Annotated in this window: 12 protein-coding genes and 1 other RNA gene; 7 read left to right on the forward strand and 6 right to left on the reverse strand. The window is 62.1% G+C overall.

Features of this window, described 5'->3' with window-relative positions; translation table 11 throughout:
* Positions 1 to 44: 44 nt before the first annotated feature.
* On the reverse strand, positions 45 to 1,235 hold the full coding sequence (locus tag J3P81_RS08755; RefSeq protein ID WP_434563216.1) for a benzoate/H(+) symporter BenE family transporter: 1,191 nt from the start codon (positions 1,233 to 1,235) through the stop codon (positions 45 to 47).
* A 242-nt stretch (positions 1,236 to 1,477) separates the two neighbouring features.
* Between J3P81_RS08755 and J3P81_RS08760 the strand changes: the two genes are divergently transcribed.
* Positions 1,478 to 2,242, forward strand: coding sequence for a GntR family transcriptional regulator (locus J3P81_RS08760; RefSeq protein WP_420764733.1), 765 nt, complete (start codon positions 1,478 to 1,480; stop codon positions 2,240 to 2,242).
* Between the two features lie 120 nt (positions 2,243 to 2,362).
* Here J3P81_RS08760 and guaD read toward each other — a convergent pair whose 3' ends face one another.
* The 4 genes from guaD to xdhA all read right to left on the reverse strand — a co-directional run bounded on the left by guaD (position 2,363) and on the right by xdhA (position 8,485).
* The gene (gene guaD, locus J3P81_RS08765) at positions 2,363 to 3,667 is read right to left on the reverse strand and encodes a guanine deaminase (protein WP_434563218.1); all 1,305 of its coding nucleotides are present in this window, start codon (positions 3,665 to 3,667) and stop codon (positions 2,363 to 2,365) included.
* Between the two features lie 20 nt (positions 3,668 to 3,687).
* The gene (gene xdhC, locus J3P81_RS08770) at positions 3,688 to 4,524 is read right to left on the reverse strand and encodes a xanthine dehydrogenase accessory protein XdhC (protein ID WP_434563220.1); all 837 of its coding nucleotides are present in this window, start codon (positions 4,522 to 4,524) and stop codon (positions 3,688 to 3,690) included.
* Between the two features lie 114 nt (positions 4,525 to 4,638).
* The gene (gene xdhB / locus J3P81_RS08775; protein WP_434563222.1) at positions 4,639 to 7,038 is read right to left on the reverse strand and encodes a xanthine dehydrogenase molybdopterin binding subunit; all 2,400 of its coding nucleotides are present in this window, start codon (positions 7,036 to 7,038) and stop codon (positions 4,639 to 4,641) included.
* On the reverse strand, positions 7,031 to 8,485 hold the full coding sequence (gene xdhA / locus J3P81_RS08780) for a xanthine dehydrogenase small subunit (RefSeq protein WP_434563224.1): 1,455 nt from the start codon (positions 8,483 to 8,485) through the stop codon (positions 7,031 to 7,033). Before xdhA ends, xdhB begins: the two co-directional genes overlap by 8 nt.
* A 279-nt stretch (positions 8,486 to 8,764) precedes the next feature.
* Here xdhA and J3P81_RS08785 point away from each other — a divergent pair, with 279 nt between their 5' ends.
* From J3P81_RS08785 to ffs, 6 genes are all read left to right on the forward strand, one after another.
* The gene (locus J3P81_RS08785) at positions 8,765 to 9,424 is read left to right on the forward strand and encodes a GntR family transcriptional regulator (protein ID WP_420764728.1); all 660 of its coding nucleotides are present in this window, start codon (positions 8,765 to 8,767) and stop codon (positions 9,422 to 9,424) included.
* 1 nt (position 9,425) lies between these two features.
* Complete coding sequence (smc, locus tag J3P81_RS08790) at positions 9,426 to 12,914, forward strand: chromosome segregation protein SMC (RefSeq protein ID WP_434563226.1); 3,489 nt, start codon at positions 9,426 to 9,428, stop codon at positions 12,912 to 12,914.
* Positions 12,915 to 13,172: 258 nt separating this feature from the next.
* A complete protein-coding gene (gene zipA, locus J3P81_RS08795; RefSeq protein ID WP_420764726.1) occupies positions 13,173 to 14,018 on the forward strand; it encodes a cell division protein ZipA in 846 nt (281 codons plus the stop codon).
* A gap of 137 nt (positions 14,019 to 14,155) precedes the next feature.
* Positions 14,156 to 16,513, forward strand: coding sequence for an NAD-dependent DNA ligase LigA (gene ligA, locus J3P81_RS08800; RefSeq protein ID WP_434563228.1), 2,358 nt, complete (start codon positions 14,156 to 14,158; stop codon positions 16,511 to 16,513).
* Positions 16,514 to 16,637: 124 nt separating this feature from the next.
* A complete protein-coding gene (locus J3P81_RS08805; protein ID WP_434563229.1) occupies positions 16,638 to 17,798 on the forward strand; it encodes a zinc-binding metallopeptidase family protein in 1,161 nt (386 codons plus the stop codon).
* Positions 17,799 to 17,958: 160 nt separating this feature from the next.
* Positions 17,959 to 18,055: signal recognition particle sRNA small type (gene ffs, locus J3P81_RS08810), an RNA gene on the forward strand.
* A 131-nt stretch (positions 18,056 to 18,186) separates the two neighbouring features.
* Here ffs and J3P81_RS08815 read toward each other — a convergent pair.
* Positions 18,187 to 18,954 (reverse strand): substrate-binding periplasmic protein, encoded by a 768-nt coding sequence (locus J3P81_RS08815; protein ID WP_434563230.1) that lies wholly within the window; start codon positions 18,952 to 18,954, stop codon positions 18,187 to 18,189.
* Positions 18,955 to 19,092 lie beyond the last annotated feature (138 nt).

The following is a 19,092-nucleotide window of genomic DNA, read 5'->3' on the forward strand; positions in this document are numbered from 1 at the left end:
AGCGACACAAGTCCCCTGGGGGAGCGAGCCTGCTCGCGATGCTTTTAAGCGTTGCGCCAATTAAGGATAAGCAACGTCAACACCCCCGCCACAATCCCCCAGAACGCCGAGCCGATGGAAAACAGCGTCAGCCCCGACGCCGTGACCATGAAGGTGATCAGCGCCGCTTCCCGTTCCTTCGCTTCGCTCATGGCGATGCTCAGGCCATTGATGATCGACCCGAACAGGGCCAGCGCCGCGATGGACAGCACCAGTTCCTTGGGCAGCGCCGCGAACAACGCCGCCAGTGTCGCGCCGAAAACCCCGGCAATTCCGTAGAAGACTCCACACCACACGGCCGCCGTGTAGCGCTTGTTGCGATCTTCGTGGGCGTGCGGCCCGGTGCAGATCGCTGCGCTGATCGCAGCGAGGTTGATGCCATGGGAGCCAAACGGCGCCAACAGCAGCGAGGCGATGCCGGTGCTGGTGATCAAGGGCGAGGCCGGTACGTTGTAGCCATCGGCGCGCAGCACCGCGATGCCGGGCATGTTTTGCGAGGTCATCGCCACCACGAACAGCGGGATGCCGATGCTGATGGTGGCGGCCAGGGAAAAGTGCGGCGTGGTCCAGACCGGCGTCGCGACTTCCAAGGCAAAACCGCTGAAATCCAGGAGCCCCAGCACGCCCGACAGCGCCGTGCCGACCAGCAGTGCCGCCAGCACCGCATAACGTGGCGACAGGCGCTTGACGATCAGGTAGGTGAAAAACATCCCCAGCACCAGACCGGTGCGGTGCTGGGCCGCGACAAAAATCTCGCTGCCGATCTTGAATAAAATGCCCGCCAGCAACGCCGCCGCCAGGGAGGCAGGAATACGCTTGACCAGGCGCTCGAAGCTGCCGGTCAGGCCGCAGATCGTGACCAGTACCGCGCAGGTGATGTACGCGCCGATGGCCTCGCCATAACTCACGCCGCCGAGGCTGGTAATCAGCAGCGCCGCGCCGGGTGTCGACCAGGCGATGGTGATGGGCGTGCGGTAGCGCAGCGACAAACCGATGGAGCACACCGCCATGCCGATGGAGATGGCCCAGATCCACGAGGAAATCTGCCCGGTGGTCAGGCCCGCCGCTTGTCCGGCCTGGAACATCAGCACCAGGGAACTGGTGTAACCGGTCATCATGGCGATGAAACCGGCAACGATGGCCGAGGGCGATGTATCGGCCAATGGACGAAGTGGCGCGGTCGTGACTTCGGTCATGGTGGGCGGCGGTCCTTGTTGTAGATTGACTGGGCGGGTGGCGCCACAGGTTCGGGTTTAAAGCCTAAACTCAACGCACCGACCGGTCGCGATACAGCCGTGTCCGCAAACAGCCGTACAGTCGTGTTGCCATCAGAGGTTGTGTACAATCGCCGTGTTTTTTACGCGATACTTGCCAGCGACCCGCTGTGCCGTATTACAGTCACGGTTAAATCGCCGCAGTTCTCCCGACTCGAGTGCCCATGAACGAACAGTTGCAGCCCCTCAAGAAACAACCGCGAGCTGGCAAGGCCGGCCGCAGCGGAACCCAGGACGATATTGTCTATGCGCACATTTTCGAGGCCATCCTCGAACAGCGCCTGGCGCCCGGTACGAAATTGAGCGAAGAGGCGCTGGGGGAGATTTTCGGGGTCAGCCGCACGATCATTCGCCGCGCGCTGTCGCGCCTGGCCCATGAAGGCGTGGTGTTGCTGAGGCCCAATCGTGGCGCGGTGGTTGCCAGCCCAAGTGTCGAAGAGGCCCGCCAGGTTTTCTTCGCCCGGCGCATGGTGGAGAAGGCGATCACGGAGCTGGCGGTCCAGCACGCCACGGCCGAGCAGCTTGCCGAGCTGCGGCAGATGGTCAGCGACGAGCGCGACAGTTTTTCCCGTGGCGACCGTGGCGCCGGCATCCGGCTGTCGGGCGAGTTCCACCTGAAACTGGCCGAGGCGGCAAAAAACGCACCGCTGATCAGTTTCCAGCGCAGCCTGGTGTCCCAGACTTCGTTGATCATTGCCCAGTACGAAAGCGGCAACCGCTCGCACTGTTCCTATGACGAACACACCCAATTGATCGACGCCATCGAGGCCCGTGACGCGGCCTTGGCGGTGAACCTGATGATGCATCACATGGACCACATCGACAGCAAGCTCAACCTCGACGAAGAAAGCGCGTCGGATGACTTGCACGCGGTGTTCTCGCACCTGTTGCAGAGCAAGAAGCCGGGGCGTTCGCCTGCCAAGCTCTGAGGGTTGAACCAGTCATACCGCCGATCGCGAGCAAGCTCGCTCCCACAGGGTTATGTGTACACCACAAATCCACTGTGGGAGCGAGCTTGCTCGCGATAGCGTCCTGGCAGGCAATACAACCTACCGCTGGTGCACCAACCGACCCGCCGCATAAGTCTGCGCCACCGTCCGGTCATCCCCCAGCGTCATCAGCACGAACAACCGCTCGGCAATGTCCTTGGCCTGCTTCAGGCGATAGCTCAGCAATGGCGTGGCGTTGTAGTCCAGCACCAGGAAATCCGCGTCCGTTCCCGGTTGCAACGTCCCGATCTTGTCTTCCAGGCGCAAGGCCCGGGCCCCGCCGAGGGTGGCCAGGTACAGCGATTTGAACGGGCTCAGCCGCACCCCTTGCAGTTGCATGACCTTGTAGGCTTCGTTCAGGGTTTGCAGCAGCGAGAAACTGGTGCCGCCGCCCACGTCCGTGCCCAGGCCCACGTTCACTTTGTGCTTTTCCGTCATCGGCAAGTTGAACAGGCCACTGCCGAGGAAGAAGTTCGACGTCGGGCAAAAAGCGATGGCCGATCCGGTCTCGGCCAGGCGCGCGCATTCGTCGTCACACAGGTGCACGCCATGGGCGAATACCGAACGTTCGCCGAGCAACTGGTAGTGGTCGTAGACGTCCAGGTATCCCTTGCGCTCCGGGAACAATTCCTTGACCCATTGCACTTCCTGCAGGTTCTCACTGATGTGGGTCTGCATGTACAGGTCCGGGTATTCACTGAGTAACTGGCCGGCCAGGGTCAGTTGCTCCGGGGTGCTGGTCGGCGCGAAGCGCGGCGTCACGGCGTAGTGCAGGCGACCCTTGCCATGCCAACGCTCGATCAATGCCTTGCTCTGGGTGTAGCTGGATTCGGCAGTGTCGACCAGATAGTCCGGGGCGTTGCGGTCCATCATCACCTTGCCGGCAATCATGCGCAGGTCGAGCTTCTCGGCCACCTCGAAAAATGCATTTACCGATTGGGGATGCACGCTGCCAAACACCAGGGCCGTGGTAGTGCCGTTGCGCAGCAGTTCCTTGATGAAAATATCCGCCACTGCCTCGGCGTGGGCCGGGTCGGCGAATTGGCTTTCGCAGGGGAAGGTGTAGGTGTTGAGCCAGTCCAGCAGTTGCTCGCCATAGGCGCCGACCATACCGGTCTGAGGCAGGTGGATATGGGTATCGATGAGGCCTGGAGTGATCAGCGCGTCCGGGTAATGGGCGATTTCGATATCCGCCGCCAGGGTCGGCAGCAGCTCATGGGCGTGGCCGATGGCGCTGATCTGGCCATTTTCCACCACCAGCAGGCCATCCTCGAAATATTCATAGGACGCCTCGATGCCAACTTCGGCCGGGTCGGCGAGGCTGTGGAGCAGGGCGGCGCGGTAGGCTTTGCGTGTCAGGGGCATGGTCTGTCTCGATAAAAAGATTAACGCTGGCTGCGGCGCGAAACCGGCAGCAACTTGGCAATGGGTTCGGCGCGCGAGGTGTGCTGGCCGAAATCCGCGTTATAGGTGGCGATGATTTCGCCGGCGATGGAGATGGCGATCTCCACAGGCAATTTGCCTTTGACTTCGCCAATGCCCATCGGGCAACGCATACGTTGCAGGGTGCCGCTGTCGAAGCCGCGATCCCGCAAGCGGTGTTCGAACTTGACCCGTTTGGTCTTTGAGCCGATCAGGCCGAAATAGGCGAAGTCGTTGCGCTTGAGAATCGCGGCGCTCAGTTCCAGGTCGAGCTGATGGTTGTGGGTCATGACGATGCAGTAGCTGCCGGCGGGCAAGTCGTCGACTTCATCCAATGGCTCTTCAGTGACGATCTTGCGCACACCATGGGGTAACTGTTCAGGAAACTCCGCCTCCCGCGAGTCGATCCAGCGGACCCGGCAGGGCAGGCTTGCCAGCAACGGCACCAAGGCCCGGCCGACATGGCCGGCGCCGAACACGGCGATCTGCGCCTGGACCTGCCCCATGGGTTCGAACAGCAACACGGTGACGCCGCCGCAGCACTGGCCAAGGCTGGCGCCGAGGCTGAAACGCTCCAGATGCGTGTTCTGCTGGCCGCTGGCGAGCATCTGCCGAGCGATTTCCATGGCCTTGTATTCCAGATGACCGCCACCGATGGTGTCGAACGTCTGGCTGGCGCTGATGACCATCTTCGAACCGGCATTGCGCGGCGTGGAGCCAAGCTCTTCGATGATCGTCACCAGCACGCAGGGTTCACCGCGGGTTTGCAGGTCGGCGAGGGCGCTGATCCAGTTGTACATGTTCACCTCGACATCTCTGTTGTCTGTTCGGCCGCTTTCGCGAGCAGGCTCGCTCCCACATTTGCAACGCGGTCCCTGTGGGAGCGAGCCTGCTCGCGAAGGCCGCGCCGCGGTTTAAAGCGAAGCCAACTCGACCTCGGCTTGCGCAGGCTTCACAGCCTTCAACTGCCGCATCTGCTCACACCCCCACAACACCCGCTCCGGCGTGGCCGGCGCGTCGATCTTCGGTTGATGCCGGTAATCCCCCAGGCTCGCCACGGCGTCCTTGATGGCGCACCAAGCGGCGATGCCGAGCATGAACGGCGGCTCGCCCACGGCCTTGGAGTGGAACACCGTGTCTTCGGGGTTCTTGCGGTTTTCCACCAGCTTGACCCGCAAATCCAATGGCATGTCAGCCACGGCGGGGATCTTGTAGCTGGCCGGACCATTGGTCATCAGCTTGCCCTTGTCGTTCCACACCAGTTCTTCCATGGTCAGCCAGCCCATGCCCTGGATGAATCCGCCCTCGACCTGGCCGATGTCGATGGCTGGGTTCAGCGAGGCGCCGACGTCGTGAAGGATGTCGGTGCGCAGCATCTTGTACTCGCCGGTGAGGGTATCGACGATCACCTCGGCGCACGCCGCGCCGTAGGCGTAGTAGTAGAACGGCCTGCCACGGGCCTGGCTGCGGTCGTAGTAGATTTTGGGGGTCTTGTAGAAACCGGTGCTCGACAGCGAGACCTGCGCGAAATACGCCTGTTGAACCAGTGCCTCGAAGGTCAGGATGTGATCGCGCACCCGCACGTGGCCGTTGTGGAATTCCACGTCTTCCTCGCTGACCTTGTATTGCCGCGCGGCGAACTCCACCAGGCGCCGCTTGATGGTTTCGGCGGCATTCTGCGCCGCCTTGCCGTTCAGGTCGGCGCCACTGGACGCGGCGGTGGGCGAGGTGTTCGGCACCTTGTCGGTGTTGGTCGCGGTGATCTGCACGCGGTCCATTTCCACCTGGAACACCTCGGCCACCACTTGGGCGACCTTGGTGTTCAAGCCTTGGCCCATCTCTGTGCCGCCGTGATTGAGGTGGATGCTGCCGTCGGTGTAGATGTGGATCAACGCGCCGGCCTGGTTGAGGAAGCTGGCGGTGAACGAAATGCCGAACTTCACCGGCGTCAGCGCCAGGCCCTTTTTCAGGATCGGGCTGCCTGCGTTGTAGCGGCGGATCGCTTCGCGGCGCTCGGCGTATTGGCTGCTTTGTTCAAGCTCGGCGGTCATCTCTTCGAGCATGTTGTGCTCGACGGTCTGGTAGTAATGCGTGACGTTGCGCTCGGTCTTGCCGTAGTAGTTGGCCTTGCGCACCGCCAGGGGGTCGAGCCCCAGGTGCCGGGCGATAGCGTCCATCACCTCTTCGATGGCGACCATGCCTTGGGGGCCGCCGAAACCACGGTAAGCGGTGTTCGAGGCGGTGTTGGTCTTGCAGCGGTGGCCGTTGATCGTTGCATCGCCCAGGTAGTAGGCGTTGTCGGCATGGAACATCGCTCGGTCGACGATCGAGGCGGACAGGTCCGGCGAGCAGCCGCAATTGCCAGCCAGTTCCAAGGCAATGCCGTGCAGACGACCGGTGCTGTCGAAGCCGACGTCGTATTCGATGTAGAAGGGATGGCGCTTGCCGGTCATCAGCATGTCTTCGACCCGGGGCAGGCGCATCTTGGTCGGCTGGCCGGTGAGGTGCGCGATGACGGCGCACAGGCACGCCGGGCTGGCGGCCTGGGTTTCCTTGCCGCCGAACCCACCGCCCATGCGACGCATGTCCACCACCACTTTGTTCATCGACACGCCGAGCACTTCGGCCACCAGCTTTTGCACTTCGGTGGGGTTCTGGGTCGAGCAGTAGACGATCATGCCGCCGTCTTCGGTGGGCATCACCGAGGAAATCTGGGTTTCCAGGTAGAAATGTTCCTGGCCGCCGATGTGCAGTGAACCCTGGATGCGATGTTCGGCGCTTGCCAGCGCCGTGGCTGAATCGCCGCGCTGGTGGGTATGGCTGTCGAGCACGAAATGCCGCTTGCGCAGCGCCTCGACCACATCCAGCACCGGTTCCAGGTCCTCGTATTCGACTATGGCCGCCATGGCTGCCTTGCGCGCCGTTTCGAGATCCCTGGCGGCAACGGCCAGAACGGGTTGACCAACGAACTGCACATCGTCGATCGCCAGCAGCGGGTCACCGGGCAGCAACGGGCCGATGTCCTTCAGGCCCGGGATGTCCTGGTGGGTAATGGCGATGCGCACGCCTTCGAAGGCGTAGCAAGGCGCGGTGTCGATGCGCAGGATCCGCGCGTGGGCGCGGTCCGAGAGCCGGGCATAGACGTGCAATTGGTTCGGGAATTCCAGGCGGTCGTCGATGTACTGTGCCTCGCCTGAAACGTGCTTCGCGGCGCTGTCATGCTTGACGCTGCGGCCCACGCCGGTGGTGAGGTCGCGGGCGAACAGTTGCGCCAGTTCGGCTTGGGTCTTTTCTACGGCGTGATGATTAGACATAAGCGGTCACCCGAGTCTCGATGTGGGGCGTTTGCAGTTCGATGAAATATTTGCGCAGCAGGTTGCGGGCGCTGAGCAGGCGATATTCCTTGCTGGCGCGGAAGTCCGACAGGGGCGTGAAATCCTCCGCCAGGGCCGCGCAGGCGCGTTCGAGGGTGCTGTCGGTCCAGGGCGCGCCGATCAGCGCGGCCTCACAGTGCTTGGCGCGCTTGGGGGTCGCGGCCATGCCACCGAAGGCCACACGGGCCTCGCGGACCATGCCGTTGTCGATGCGCAGGTTGAACGCCGCGCACACGGCGGAAATGTCGTCGTCCAGGCGCTTGGAGACTTTGTAGGCGCGAAACGCTTGCTCGGCGCTGGCCCGGGGCACGATGATCTTTTCGATGAATTCGCTTTCCTGGCGGGCGGTGACCCGGTAATCGATGAAATAATCTTCCAGGGCCAGGGTGCGGCGTGTCTGGCCTTTGCACAGCACAATCTGCGCGCCGAGGGCGATCAGTAGGGGCGGCGAGTCGCCAATGGGCGAGGCGTTGCCGATGTTCCCGCCCAGGGTGCCCTGGTTGCGGATCTGCAACGAGGCGAAGCGCTGCAGCAGTTCGCCGAAGTCCGGATATTCGGCTTGCAGGGCCTCGTAACAATCGGAAAGCGCGGTGGCCGCGCCGATTTCCAGGCGATCATCGAAACGCTCGACGCGCTTGAGTTCGGCGACGTTGCCCACGTAGATCATCACCGGCAGGGTGCGGTGGAACTGGGTGACTTCCAGCGCCAGGTCAGTGCCGCCGGCCAGCAGCCGTGCTTGTGGGTAGGCGTCGTAGAGGTCGGCCAGGTCAGCCACGGTCAGCGGCACCAGGCAGCGTTTGTCGCCGCAGTTGAGTTCACCGGTCTCGGTCGGTGCGATGGCTTTGAGGCGGGCAATGGTCTGGGCCTCACGGGCGTCGAACTGGTCGGGCTGCTTGGCGCAACAGGCCTGGTCGGCGGCGGCCAGGATCGGCCGGTAACCGGTGCAGCGGCACAAGTTACCGGCCAACGCTTCGTGGGCCTTATGGGCGTCGGGCTGCTCGCTGTTCTTTTGCAGGGCGAACAACGACATGACGAAGCCCGGGGTACAGAAACCACATTGCGAACCGTGGCAATCGACCATCGCCTGCTGAACGCTGTGCAGCTGGCCATCGTGCTTGAGGTCTTCGACGCTGATCAATTGCTTGCCGTGCAGCGACGAGACGAAGGTCAGGCACGAATTGAGGCTGCGGTAGCGAATACGCTCGCCACCTTCTGCGTCCGTCTCCAATTCGCCCACCACCACGGTGCATGCGCCGCAGTCGCCGCTGGCGCAGCCTTCCTTGGTGCCGGGTTTACCAACGTGTTCGCGCAGGTAATTGAGCACGGTCAGGTTCGGGTCCAGGGCATGCTCGCTACGGAGTTCCTGGTTGAGTAAAAACTGGATCACGGAAGGCCTCGCAGATTCATTATTGTTGTATCGACGTGAGCTGAATTTAGCAGTTCTGACTTTTCGGTCAATGCTTTTCTGACTTAAAGGTCAAGAAATACCGTTATGTCGATAAAACCCTGTGGGAGCGAGCTCGCTCTCACGGGCTCTCTTTCACCAAGAGGGCAGGCACTTTTTGCTTATATCGTGCCAAAAACCAGGTGGAGGCCCTGCGCCATGACGTATTGAGTGCGCTACACTGCGCCGCTTGTGCAGATCTGAAGAGTTTGAAGGACAACCATGACGTTCAAGGCCCCGGACAGCCTCGCCGAGCAAATCGCCCATCATCTCGCCGAGCGCATCATTCGCGGCGAAATGAAGCCGGGAGAGCGCATCCAGGAGCAGAAGGTTACGCTGGCGCTCAATGTCAGCCGCGGTTCGGTCCGCGAGGCCTTGCTGATCCTGGAGCGGCGTCACCTGATCGCCATCTTGCCGCGCCGTGGCGCCCACGTCACCGAGCTCACCGAACACAAGGTGCGCAGCCTTTGCGCATTGATGAGCGAGCTCTATATCCTGCTGGGCAATGCAGTGGCGCATGGTTGGAAAGAGCAGGCCGACATGGCGCCGTTCGTGGCGATCCAGCAGCGCCTCAAGGAAGCCTACGAGCGCCAGGACATCCGTACGTTCGTCGACGATAGCTTCAGCGTGATGCGAGCAGCCTATCCCTTTGCCAACAACCCTTATCTGCAGGAAACCGTTGAAAACCTGCAACCGGCCATGAGCCGCGCCTATTTCCTGGCTCTTGAGCAGCGCAAGGCGGAAATGAGCGAATTCCTCGACCTGTTCCAGCGCCTGCTCGCGGCCGTGCTGGCCCGTGATCTGCCGCAGATCCGCACCGTGCTCACGGCTTACGCCCAGCGCAGTTGCGATCTGGTGGTTTCGGCCCTGACGGCGGCCTGACGTGCGACTCAAGTGCATCAAGCTGGCGGGGTTCAAATCCTTCGTCGACCCGACGACGGTGAACTTCCCCAGCAACATGGCGGCGGTGGTCGGGCCCAATGGTTGCGGTAAGTCGAACATCATCGACGCCGTGCGCTGGGTGATGGGCGAAAGCTCGGCCAAGAACCTGCGCGGCGAGTCGATGACCGACGTCATTTTCAACGGCTCCACCAGCCGCAAGCCAGTGAGCCAGGCCAGCATCGAACTGGTGTTCGATAATTCCGATGGCACCCTCATCGGCGAATACGCGGCCTACGCGGAAATTTCCATCCGCCGCAAAGTGACCCGTGACAGCCAGAACAGCTATTTCCTCAACGGCTCCAAATGCCGTCGCCGGGACATCACCGACATCTTCCTAGGCACCGGCCTGGGACCGCGCAGCTATTCGATCATCGAGCAGGGCATGATCTCCAAGCTGATCGAGGCCAAGCCCGAAGACCTGCGCAACTTCATCGAAGAAGCCGCCGGCATCTCCAAATACAAGGAACGGCGTCGCGAGACCGAGAACCGCATCCGCCGTACCCACGAAAACCTCGCGCGTCTGACTGACCTGCGTGAAGAACTCGAGCGCCAGCTCGAACGCCTGCATCGCCAGGCCGAGGCGGCAAAGAAATACCAGGAATACAAAGCCGAAGAGCGCCAGCTCAAGGCCCAACTGTCGGCCCTGCGCTGGCAGGCGTTGAACGAACAGGTGGGCCAGCGCGAGGCGATCATCGGCAACCAGGAAGTCAGCTTCGAAGCGTTGGTGGCCGAGCAGCGCAACGCCGATGCCGCCATCGAGCGCCTGCGCGACGGGCACCATGAACTCTCCGAGCGCTTCAACCTGGTGCAAGGGCGCTTCTATTCCGTGGGAGGCGACATTGCCAGGGTCGAGCAAAGCATCCAGCACGGCCAGCAGCGCCTGCGCCAGTTGCAGGAAGATTTGAAGGAGGCTGAGCGCGCACGCCTGGAAACCGAATCCAACCTGGGCCACGATCGCACCTTGTTGCTGACCCTCGGCGAGGAGCTGGAGCGGCTCACGCCGGAGCAGGAACTCACCAGCGCCGCCGCCGAAGAGGCAGCCGCAGCCCTGGAAGAAGCCGAGTTGACCATGCATGGTTGGCAAGAGCAGTGGGACAGTTTCAACCTGACCTCGGCCGAGCCGCGGCGCCAGGCAGAAGTCCAGCAGTCGCGCATCCAGCAGTTGGAAACCAGCATGGAGCGCCTGGCCGAACGTCAGCGTCGCCTGTCTGAAGAGCGCGCCTTGCTCGCCGCGGATCCGGAAGACGCCGCGATTCTGGAGCTGAGCGAGCAACTGGCGACCAGCGAAGCCACCCTCGAAGACCTGCAGGCCAGCGAAGATGCCCAGGTCGAACGCCTTGAACAACTGCGCCAAGCCTTGCAGCTGGCTTTGCAGAACCAGCAACAGGCCCAGGGCGAATTGCAGCGACTCAACGGTCGGCTGGCCTCGCTGGAGGCCTTGCAGCAAGCCGCGTTGGACCCAGGCACCGGCACCGCCGAATGGCTGCGCGACCAGCACCTGGCCGAGCGCCCGCGCCTGGCCGAAGGTTTGAAGGTCGATGCCGGCTGGGAACTGGCGGTGGAAACCGTGCTGGGCGCCGATCTGCAAGCAGTGCTGGTGGATGATTTCGCCGGGTTCGATCTTTCCGGTTTCAGCCAGGGCGATCTGCGCCTGCTCAGCCCGGCCGGCGACGGCGTGCGGGTGCCAGGCAGTCTGTTGGACAAGGTCGAAGCCCAGGTCGACCTGTCGCCTTGGCTGGGGCAGGTCAAGCCGGTGGACAGCCTCGAGCACGCCTTGGCCTTGCGCGGGCAATTGGCAGCCGGCGAAAGCCTGATCAGCCGCGACGGGTATTGGGTCGGGCGGCATTTCCTGCGGGTTCGCCGGGCCTCTGAAGCCGAGAGCGGCATGCTCGCCCGAGGCCAGGAAATCCAGCGCCTGGCCGCCGAGCGCGAAGAGCGCGAGGCCAGCGTCGAAGCCCTGGAAACCGAACTACAGAACCTGCGGGCGCAACAGCGCCAACAGGAAAACGGCCGCGAACACCTGCGTCGGCTGTTGCAAGATGAAGCGCGCCAGCAGGGCGAACTCAAGGCGCAGCTGTCTGCCGGCAAGGCCAAGGTCGAACAATTGGCCCTGCGTCGTACCCGTCTTGACGAAGAAATCGCCGAGTTGGGCGAGCAGCGGGCGTTGGAACACGAACAGATCGGCGAGGCGCGCCTGCAATTGCAAGAAGCCCTTGATGCGATGGCGGTGGATACCGAACAGCGTGAATTGCTGCTGGCCCAGCGCGACAGCCTGCGTGAACGCCTGGACCGCGTGCGCCAGGAAGCGCGCCAGCACAAAGACCATGCCCATCAGCTGGCGGTACGCCTGGGCTCGCTCAGGGCCCAGCACGATTCCACACGCCAGGCCTTGGAACGTCTGGAAATGCAGTCCGAGCGCCTGACCGAAAAGCGTGAGCAGTTGAGCCTCAACCTGGAAGAGGGCGAGGCGCCACTGGAAGAACTGCGCCTCAAGCTCGAAGAGTTGCTCGACAAACGCATGAGCGTCGACGAAGAACTCAAGACTGCACAGATTGCCCTGGAGGATGCCGACCGCGAACTGCGCGACGCTGAGAAGCGCCGCAGCCAGGCCGAGCAGCAATCGCAGCTGATCCGTGGCCAGATGGAGCAGCAGCGCATGGAGTGGCAGGCCTTGACGGTGCGGCGCAAAGCCTTGCAGGACCAATTGCTGGAAGACGGCTACGACCTCGACGGCGTGCTCGCCACCCTGGTGGCCGGGGCGAACGAAAAGGACGCCGAGGAAGAACTTGAACGCATCGCCCAGCGCATCCAGCGCCTGGGGGCAATCAACCTGGCGGCCATCGACGAGTACCAGCAGCAGTCAGAGCGCAAGCGTTACCTGGACGCTCAGAACGACGATCTGGCGGAGGCGCTGGAGACCCTGGAAAACGTCATCCGCAAGATCGACAAGGAAACCCGCAACCGCTTCAAGGATACCTTTGATCAGATCAACGGCGGTTTGCAGGCGCTTTTCCCAAAAGTTTTCGGTGGCGGTAGCGCCTACTTGGAACTGACGGGCGAAGATCTACTCGATACAGGGGTGACAATCATGGCGCGTCCTCCCGGCAAGAAGAACAGCACCATCCATTTGCTCTCCGGCGGCGAAAAAGCGCTGACGGCGCTGGCTCTGGTCTTTGCCATTTTCAAACTGAACCCGGCGCCGTTCTGCATGCTCGATGAGGTCGACGCACCACTGGACGACGCCAACGTCGGCCGTTACGCACGGCTGGTGAAGGAAATGTCCGAAACGGTGCAGTTCATCTACATCACCCACAACAAGATCGCCATGGAAATGGCCGACCAGTTGATGGGCGTGACCATGCATGAGCCGGGGTGTTCGCGGCTGGTGGCGGTGGATGTGGAGGAGGCCATGGCCATGGTGGACGCCTGAACAAAGGCTCGCAGGGCTTCTGTTTTGAACGCTGTAGGTGTTTTTTACCCTTGGGGCTGATGTTCAATTCACAGATTGGGCACAAGCCTATGCGACAGACGGTGTAAAGTTATCTTTGGTCGTGCTAGTTTAATGTCAATTTTTCGTATGCGTGGGCAAAACGCCATTCAGAACATAGAGTTGGCGCCACGTTTTAAAGCGGTTTGGAAATAGCTAAGCCCCTTATTTTTCAGCATTTTTATAGAGGCACGGGATTAAATGGAAATCGGTCTGCGCGAGTGGCTGATCGTCATCGGCATCATTGTCATTGCCGGTATTCTTTTCGACGGCTGGCGTCGCATGCGCGGCGGCAAGGGCAAACTCAAGTTTCGCCTGGATCGCAGCCTGTCGAACCTCCCCGATGAGGATGACAGCGCCGAGCTGTTGGGCCCGCCCCGGGTGCTGGACACCCACAAGGAGCCGCAGCTGGACGAACACGATTTGCCGTCCATGAGCGCGCCTGCCCGTGAGCCACGGGAGTCGGGTTCCAAGCGTGGCAAGCGCAACAGCGAACCGTCCCAGGGTGATTTGAACCTGAACCTCGACCTCGATGGCGGGCCGAGCTTCAACAGCCGTGACGGTGATTTCCCGGACGAGAGCAAGTCATCCAGCGGCGACAAGGAACAGGCCCAGGCCGAAGAAGTGCTGGTGATCAGCGTGATCTGCCGCGACCCGGCCGGCTTCAAGGGCCCTGCGCTGTTGCAGAACATCCTGGAAAGCGGCCTGCGTTTTGGCGAGATGGACATCTTCCATCGCCACGAAAGCATGGCAGGCAATGGCGAGGTGTTGTTCTCCATGGCCAACGCCGTCAAGCCTGGCGTGTTCGACCTGGACGACATCGACCATTTCAGCACGCCGGCGGTGAGCTTCTTCCTGGGCCTGCCAGGCCCGCGTCATCCCAAGCAGGCTTTCGACGTGATGGTGGCCGCTGCGCGCAAGCTGGCCCAGGAGCTCAACGGCGAATTGAAGGACGACCAACGCAGCGTGCTGACGGCCCAGACCATCGAGCACTACCGCCAGCGCATTGTCGAATTCGAACGCCGCGCGCTGACCCAGAAGCGTTGAGCGATGAGACCGGCTCCCCTTGGTTGGAGAGCCTCTTGTGGCGAGGGAGCTTGCTCCCGCTGGGGTGCGAAGTACCCCTCAACGTCTTGAGAAAATTGAGCAGCCCAGGCTGCTCTTTTGCTTTATGAGAGAACACCATGAGCGCCGTCGAAACACGCATCCTAGAGCTGCGCACCGAGCTGGACCAGCATAATTACCGCTATCACGTCCTCGATGAACCTTCCATTCCGGACGCTGAATACGATCGTCTTTTCCATGAGCTCAAAGCCTTGGAAGAACAACACCCGGAGCTGGTGACGAGCGATTCCCCGACCCAGCGAGTCGGCAGCGTGGCGCTATCGGCCTTCAGCCAGGTGCGTCACGAAATCCCGATGCTCAGCCTGGGCAACGTGTTCGACGAAACCACTTTGCGCGAGTTCGACCGGCGAGTGACCGAAGGCCTCGACCTGCCCATGGGCGATTTGCTCGGCGGCGGCGCGGCGGTGGAATACAGTTGCGAGCCGAAGCTCGATGGCCTGGCGGTCAGCCTGTTGTATCAAGACGGCATGCTGGTGCGCGGCGCGACGCGCGGTGACGGCACCACGGGCGAAGACATCAGCGTCAACGTGCGCACCGTGCGCAACATTCCTCTCAAGTTGCAAGGCAGCGGCTGGCCACCGGTGCTGGAGGTGCGCGGCGAGGTGTACATGTCCAAGGCCGGTTTCGAGCGCTTGAACGCCACCCAGCTGGAGGCGGGCGGCAAGACGTTCGCCAACCCCCGCAACGCTGCCGCGGGCAGCCTGCGCCAGTTGGACTCCCGGATCACCGCCAATCGTCCCCTTGAGTTTTGCTGCTATGGCATCGGCCAGGTGACGTCGGACATCGCCGATACCCACATTGGCAATCTCAAACAACTCAAGGCTTGGGGCATGCCCATCAGCCGCGAGCTGAAGCTGGCCCACGGCATCGACGAATGCCTGGATTACTACCGTGACATTGGTGAGCGGCGCAGTTCGCTGCCCTACGAAATCGACGGCGTGGTGTTCAAGGTCAACAGCATCGCGTCACAGCGCGAACTGGGTTTTCGCGCGCGGGAGCCTCGCTGGGCTATCGCTCATAAATTCCCTGCCAGCGAAGAGCTTACCGAACTGCTGGACGTCGAGTTCCAGGTCGGCCGCACCGGCGCCGTCACGCCCGTGGCGCGGCTCAAGCCGGTCAAGGTGGCTGGCGTGACGGTGGCCAACGCCACGTTGCACAACATGGACGAGGTGGCGCGCCTGGGCCTGATGATCGGCGACACGGTGATCATTCGCCGAGCCGGTGATGTCATCCCGCAAGTGGTGCAAGTCGTCACCGAGCGTCGTCCAGCCAATGCCCGTCCGGTGGCAGTGCCGCAGCAATGTCCGGTTTGCGGTTCCCACGTCGAACGCACTCAACTGATCAAGCGCAGCAAGGGCCGTGAAACCGTCAGCGAAGGCGCGGTGTACCGCTGCGTCGGTCGCCTGGCCTGTGGCGCGCAGCTCAAGCAGGCAATCATTCATTTTGTCTCGCGCCGGGCCATGGATATCGAAGGGCTGGGCGAGAAGAGCGTCGAACAATTGGTGGACGAAGGCCTGGTGGGGTCGCCGGCGGACCTGTATGCGCTGACGTTCGAGCAGATCGTCGACCTGGAAGGCTTCGCCGAGCTGTCGAGCAGGAATCTGCTGTCAGCGATCGTCGACAGCAAGAAGCCGAGCCTGGCGCGTTTTATCTACGCCCTCGGCATTCCCGACGTGGGCGAGGAGACCGCCAAGGTCCTGGCCCGCTCCCTCGGTTCACTGGAGCGCGTGCAGGCGGCGCTGCCGCAGGTGCTGACGTACCTGCCGGATGTCGGCCTGGAAGTTGCCCACGAGATCCACAGCTTCTTCGAAGACCCGCACAATCGCCAGGTCATCAAGGATCTGCTGCGCCATGGCCTGGAGATCCAGGACCAGGGCGAACTGGGCGCGGAATTTTCCGCCAGTACTACCCTGGGAGGCTTCCTCGACAAGCTGCACATTCCTTCGGTCGGGCCGGGCGGCGCGCAGAAACTGGCGGACAAGTTCGGTTCCCTCGAAGCCGTCATGGATGCCGACTGGCTGGACATGCGCCAGGCGTTGCCGGAAAAGCAGGCAAACGCCGTGCGCGAATTCTTCACCATCGCCGCCAATCGTGAACAGGCCTTGGCTGCCGAGCAGCAACTGCGGGATTTCGGCATGCACTGGCGGAGCGAGAAGAAGGTTGTCGAGGGCTTGCCTGAAGCGGGGCACACCTGGGTCCTGACCGGTTCGCTGGAGCTGATGAGTCGCGATGTCGCCAAGGACAAGCTGGAAAGCCTGGGGGCGAAGGTGGCCGGTTCCGTGTCGGCGAAAACCCACTGCGTGGTGGCCGGGCCGGGCGCTGGATCGAAATTGACCAAAGCCAATGAACTGGGGCTCAAGGTGCTCGACGAACAAGCGTTTGTCGAGTTCTTGACAGGGCATGGCGTCGCGCTCTGAGGCTTGGCTTTTGTGGCGGGGGCGCAAGCTCCCTCGCCACGGTTATCGGGGTCATGACACAGCGTTTTGGAACGATTATGAGCATCAGGTGATCTAGTCTTGCAGGCTCCTGGGAGAGATCGCCATGTACCGCTTTTTCGAACAACTGAGCTCACGCATCGCCGCGCCGTTCCTGGGTGATCGGTCACGCAACAGCAAAGTCTGGCCGTGCCGCTGCGGCCAGTCATTGTTCTTTCGCAACAGCCAATGCCTGGCGTGCCTGGCGGCGTTGGGGTATCAGCCGGAGCAGAGCCGCCTTTCGTCCCTTCAGCCCGGCGAGCAACCTGGTACCTGGCTCCTGGACGTCGACCCGCAGGCCGGACTGTTTCGCCGCTGCGCCAATCTCGACACCCCGGCGGCGTGCAATTGGCTGTTACCAGCCAACGGGCACGACACACTGTGCATCGCCTGCAGCCTGAATCGCACGATTCCTGACCTCTCGATCCCGGAAAACCCCGAGCGCTGGCGCAAGGTCGAAACCGCCAAGCGCCGCCTCGTGGCGCAACTGATTACCCTCGGCTTGCCGGTCATCCCCAAGAGCGCCGACGAAAACATCGGCCTGGCCTTTGATTTCATCGGCGTCGACCCCGACGGGAAACCGCCGACGACCGGGCACGCCAGCGGCCTTATCACCCTAGACATCAAGGAAGCCGACGATGCTCACCGCGAGCACGTGCGGCAGCAGATGCACGAGCCGTATCGGACCTTGCTCGGGCATTTTCGCCACGAGGTCGGCCATTATTTCTGGGACCGGCTGGTTGCCGACAGTCACTGGCTGGAGCCGTTTCGCGCCTTGTTCGGCGATGAGCGCGCAAGCTACTCCGAGGCGTTGGAGCGGCATTATCAACAAGGCGCGCCACTGGATTGGCAGGCCCGTTACGTCAGCGCCTACGCCACCATGCACCCGTGGGAGGACTGGGCTGAAACCTGGGCCCATTACCTGCACATGATGGACGCCGTCGACACGGCGCTCGGCTTCGGCATGAGTGCGCGGGAAATGGATTTCGACTACCAGCCATTTCCTCCCGAAACCCTGTTCGACCCCGAGCATGCGGGCGGCAAGGCGTTCCTTTCATTCGTCAACGCCTGGATCGAACTGGCCGGAATGCTCAACGAACTCTCGCGCAGCATGGGCCAGCCGGATTTCTACCCGTTCGTCGTACCGGCGGCAGTAATCACCAAACTGCATTTCATCCATCTGGTGATCCAGGAAGAGGGTGGCCGGGCGGATGAGGTGCTGTTGTAGTTTCTATCTGAATGGCCGACGCGATTGCGAAAGAGCTTCTCCCCTATACAAGTACTTGAACCTCATGGATTTTTTTAATCCGGCACGAACGGTTGTAACTTCTTGTCAGATAGGTACAATGGCGCGGCTCGCCGCAAGGCGGGCGTCGTTATGGTGACCCCATCGGTCCCCCCGCAACGATTACCCGTGAACCTGGTCAGATCCGGAAGGAAGCAGCCACAGCGGGAACATTGTGTGCCGGGGTGTGGCTGGTGGGGTTGCCTCCTTAACGCCCCCAGGCCTTCGTTCGCAAGGTTTGCCAGATACCTCCTGTTCTGCGATATCACGCTCGTGCCGGTGGCTGACGAAACCACAGGGCGCCACCACAGCGCCAGGCCCGGCCCGTTGATCATGGAGACGCATCGCCGTCCCGCAACCCTTCGTTGCGGCCAGTATATAGCTGGATGATCGCGTCGATTTCCCCGGATCTCTTCATGTTCGACAAGGTACGCAGGATGCGCTGTGCGGGAATCTTCGGATCATTGCGCACATAGCAACTCAACTGTTGTTCCTGCAGGACAGCGACTTGGCGCAGCTGTCGGTCAGCGCTGTGACGCTGGTTGAACCAGTCCAGCGCCCATTGATTGCTGACCGCATAGCGGTATCGCCGGGCCAGCAGTTTCGCCAGCACCTGATCCTGGCTGCGGGCGTCGTCGCGCCGCAGGTGGCCACTGTCGAATAATGGCTGCAGGGTGGGGTAGCTGTAGCTCAGCACGGTGCCGATGGACTGTTGTGTGAGTGCCGACGGCGTGATGGCAGCGGGAGCGCCGGGCGAACCGACAAGCACATCGCGCTGGAAGAACAGCGGGACGCTCCAGAGATAGTCGCCCTCAATATCCTTCACCCAATCAGGCGAGACATAACAGCGCATGTCTATTTCGCCCTGCTCCATGGCGCTGTCCAGCCGCGCGCGGGCCAGGACATGGAATTGCGCAGGCATGCCCACCTGGGTCGCCAGGCTGGTCATGACGTCCGTCAGAATGCCCTGGGTCGGGCGGCCTCTGTCGATCTGCACCATGGGCATGGCCCAGCCATCGGTGACGGCAAAACGCAAGGGAACCTCATCAGCGAAACACCCCGTCCCCAACAACAGCAAAGCCCCCATGGCCGAACGCATAAACTCTCCTGACTGTACAAAAAACTGTCGACAACCGAGCTGCTGAACCTAGCTTAGCCAGATTAGACGAGCGCACCGGATGCAATTTCGTCCCTGCTCCGCTAGCATTAGCCGCTTATGTTCCTTCGTTGCGACGGT

Origin of the sequence: Pseudomonas sp. R1-6, from assembly GCF_051132115.1 — a bacterium.
Lineage (GTDB): Bacteria > Pseudomonadota > Gammaproteobacteria > Pseudomonadales > Pseudomonadaceae > Aquipseudomonas.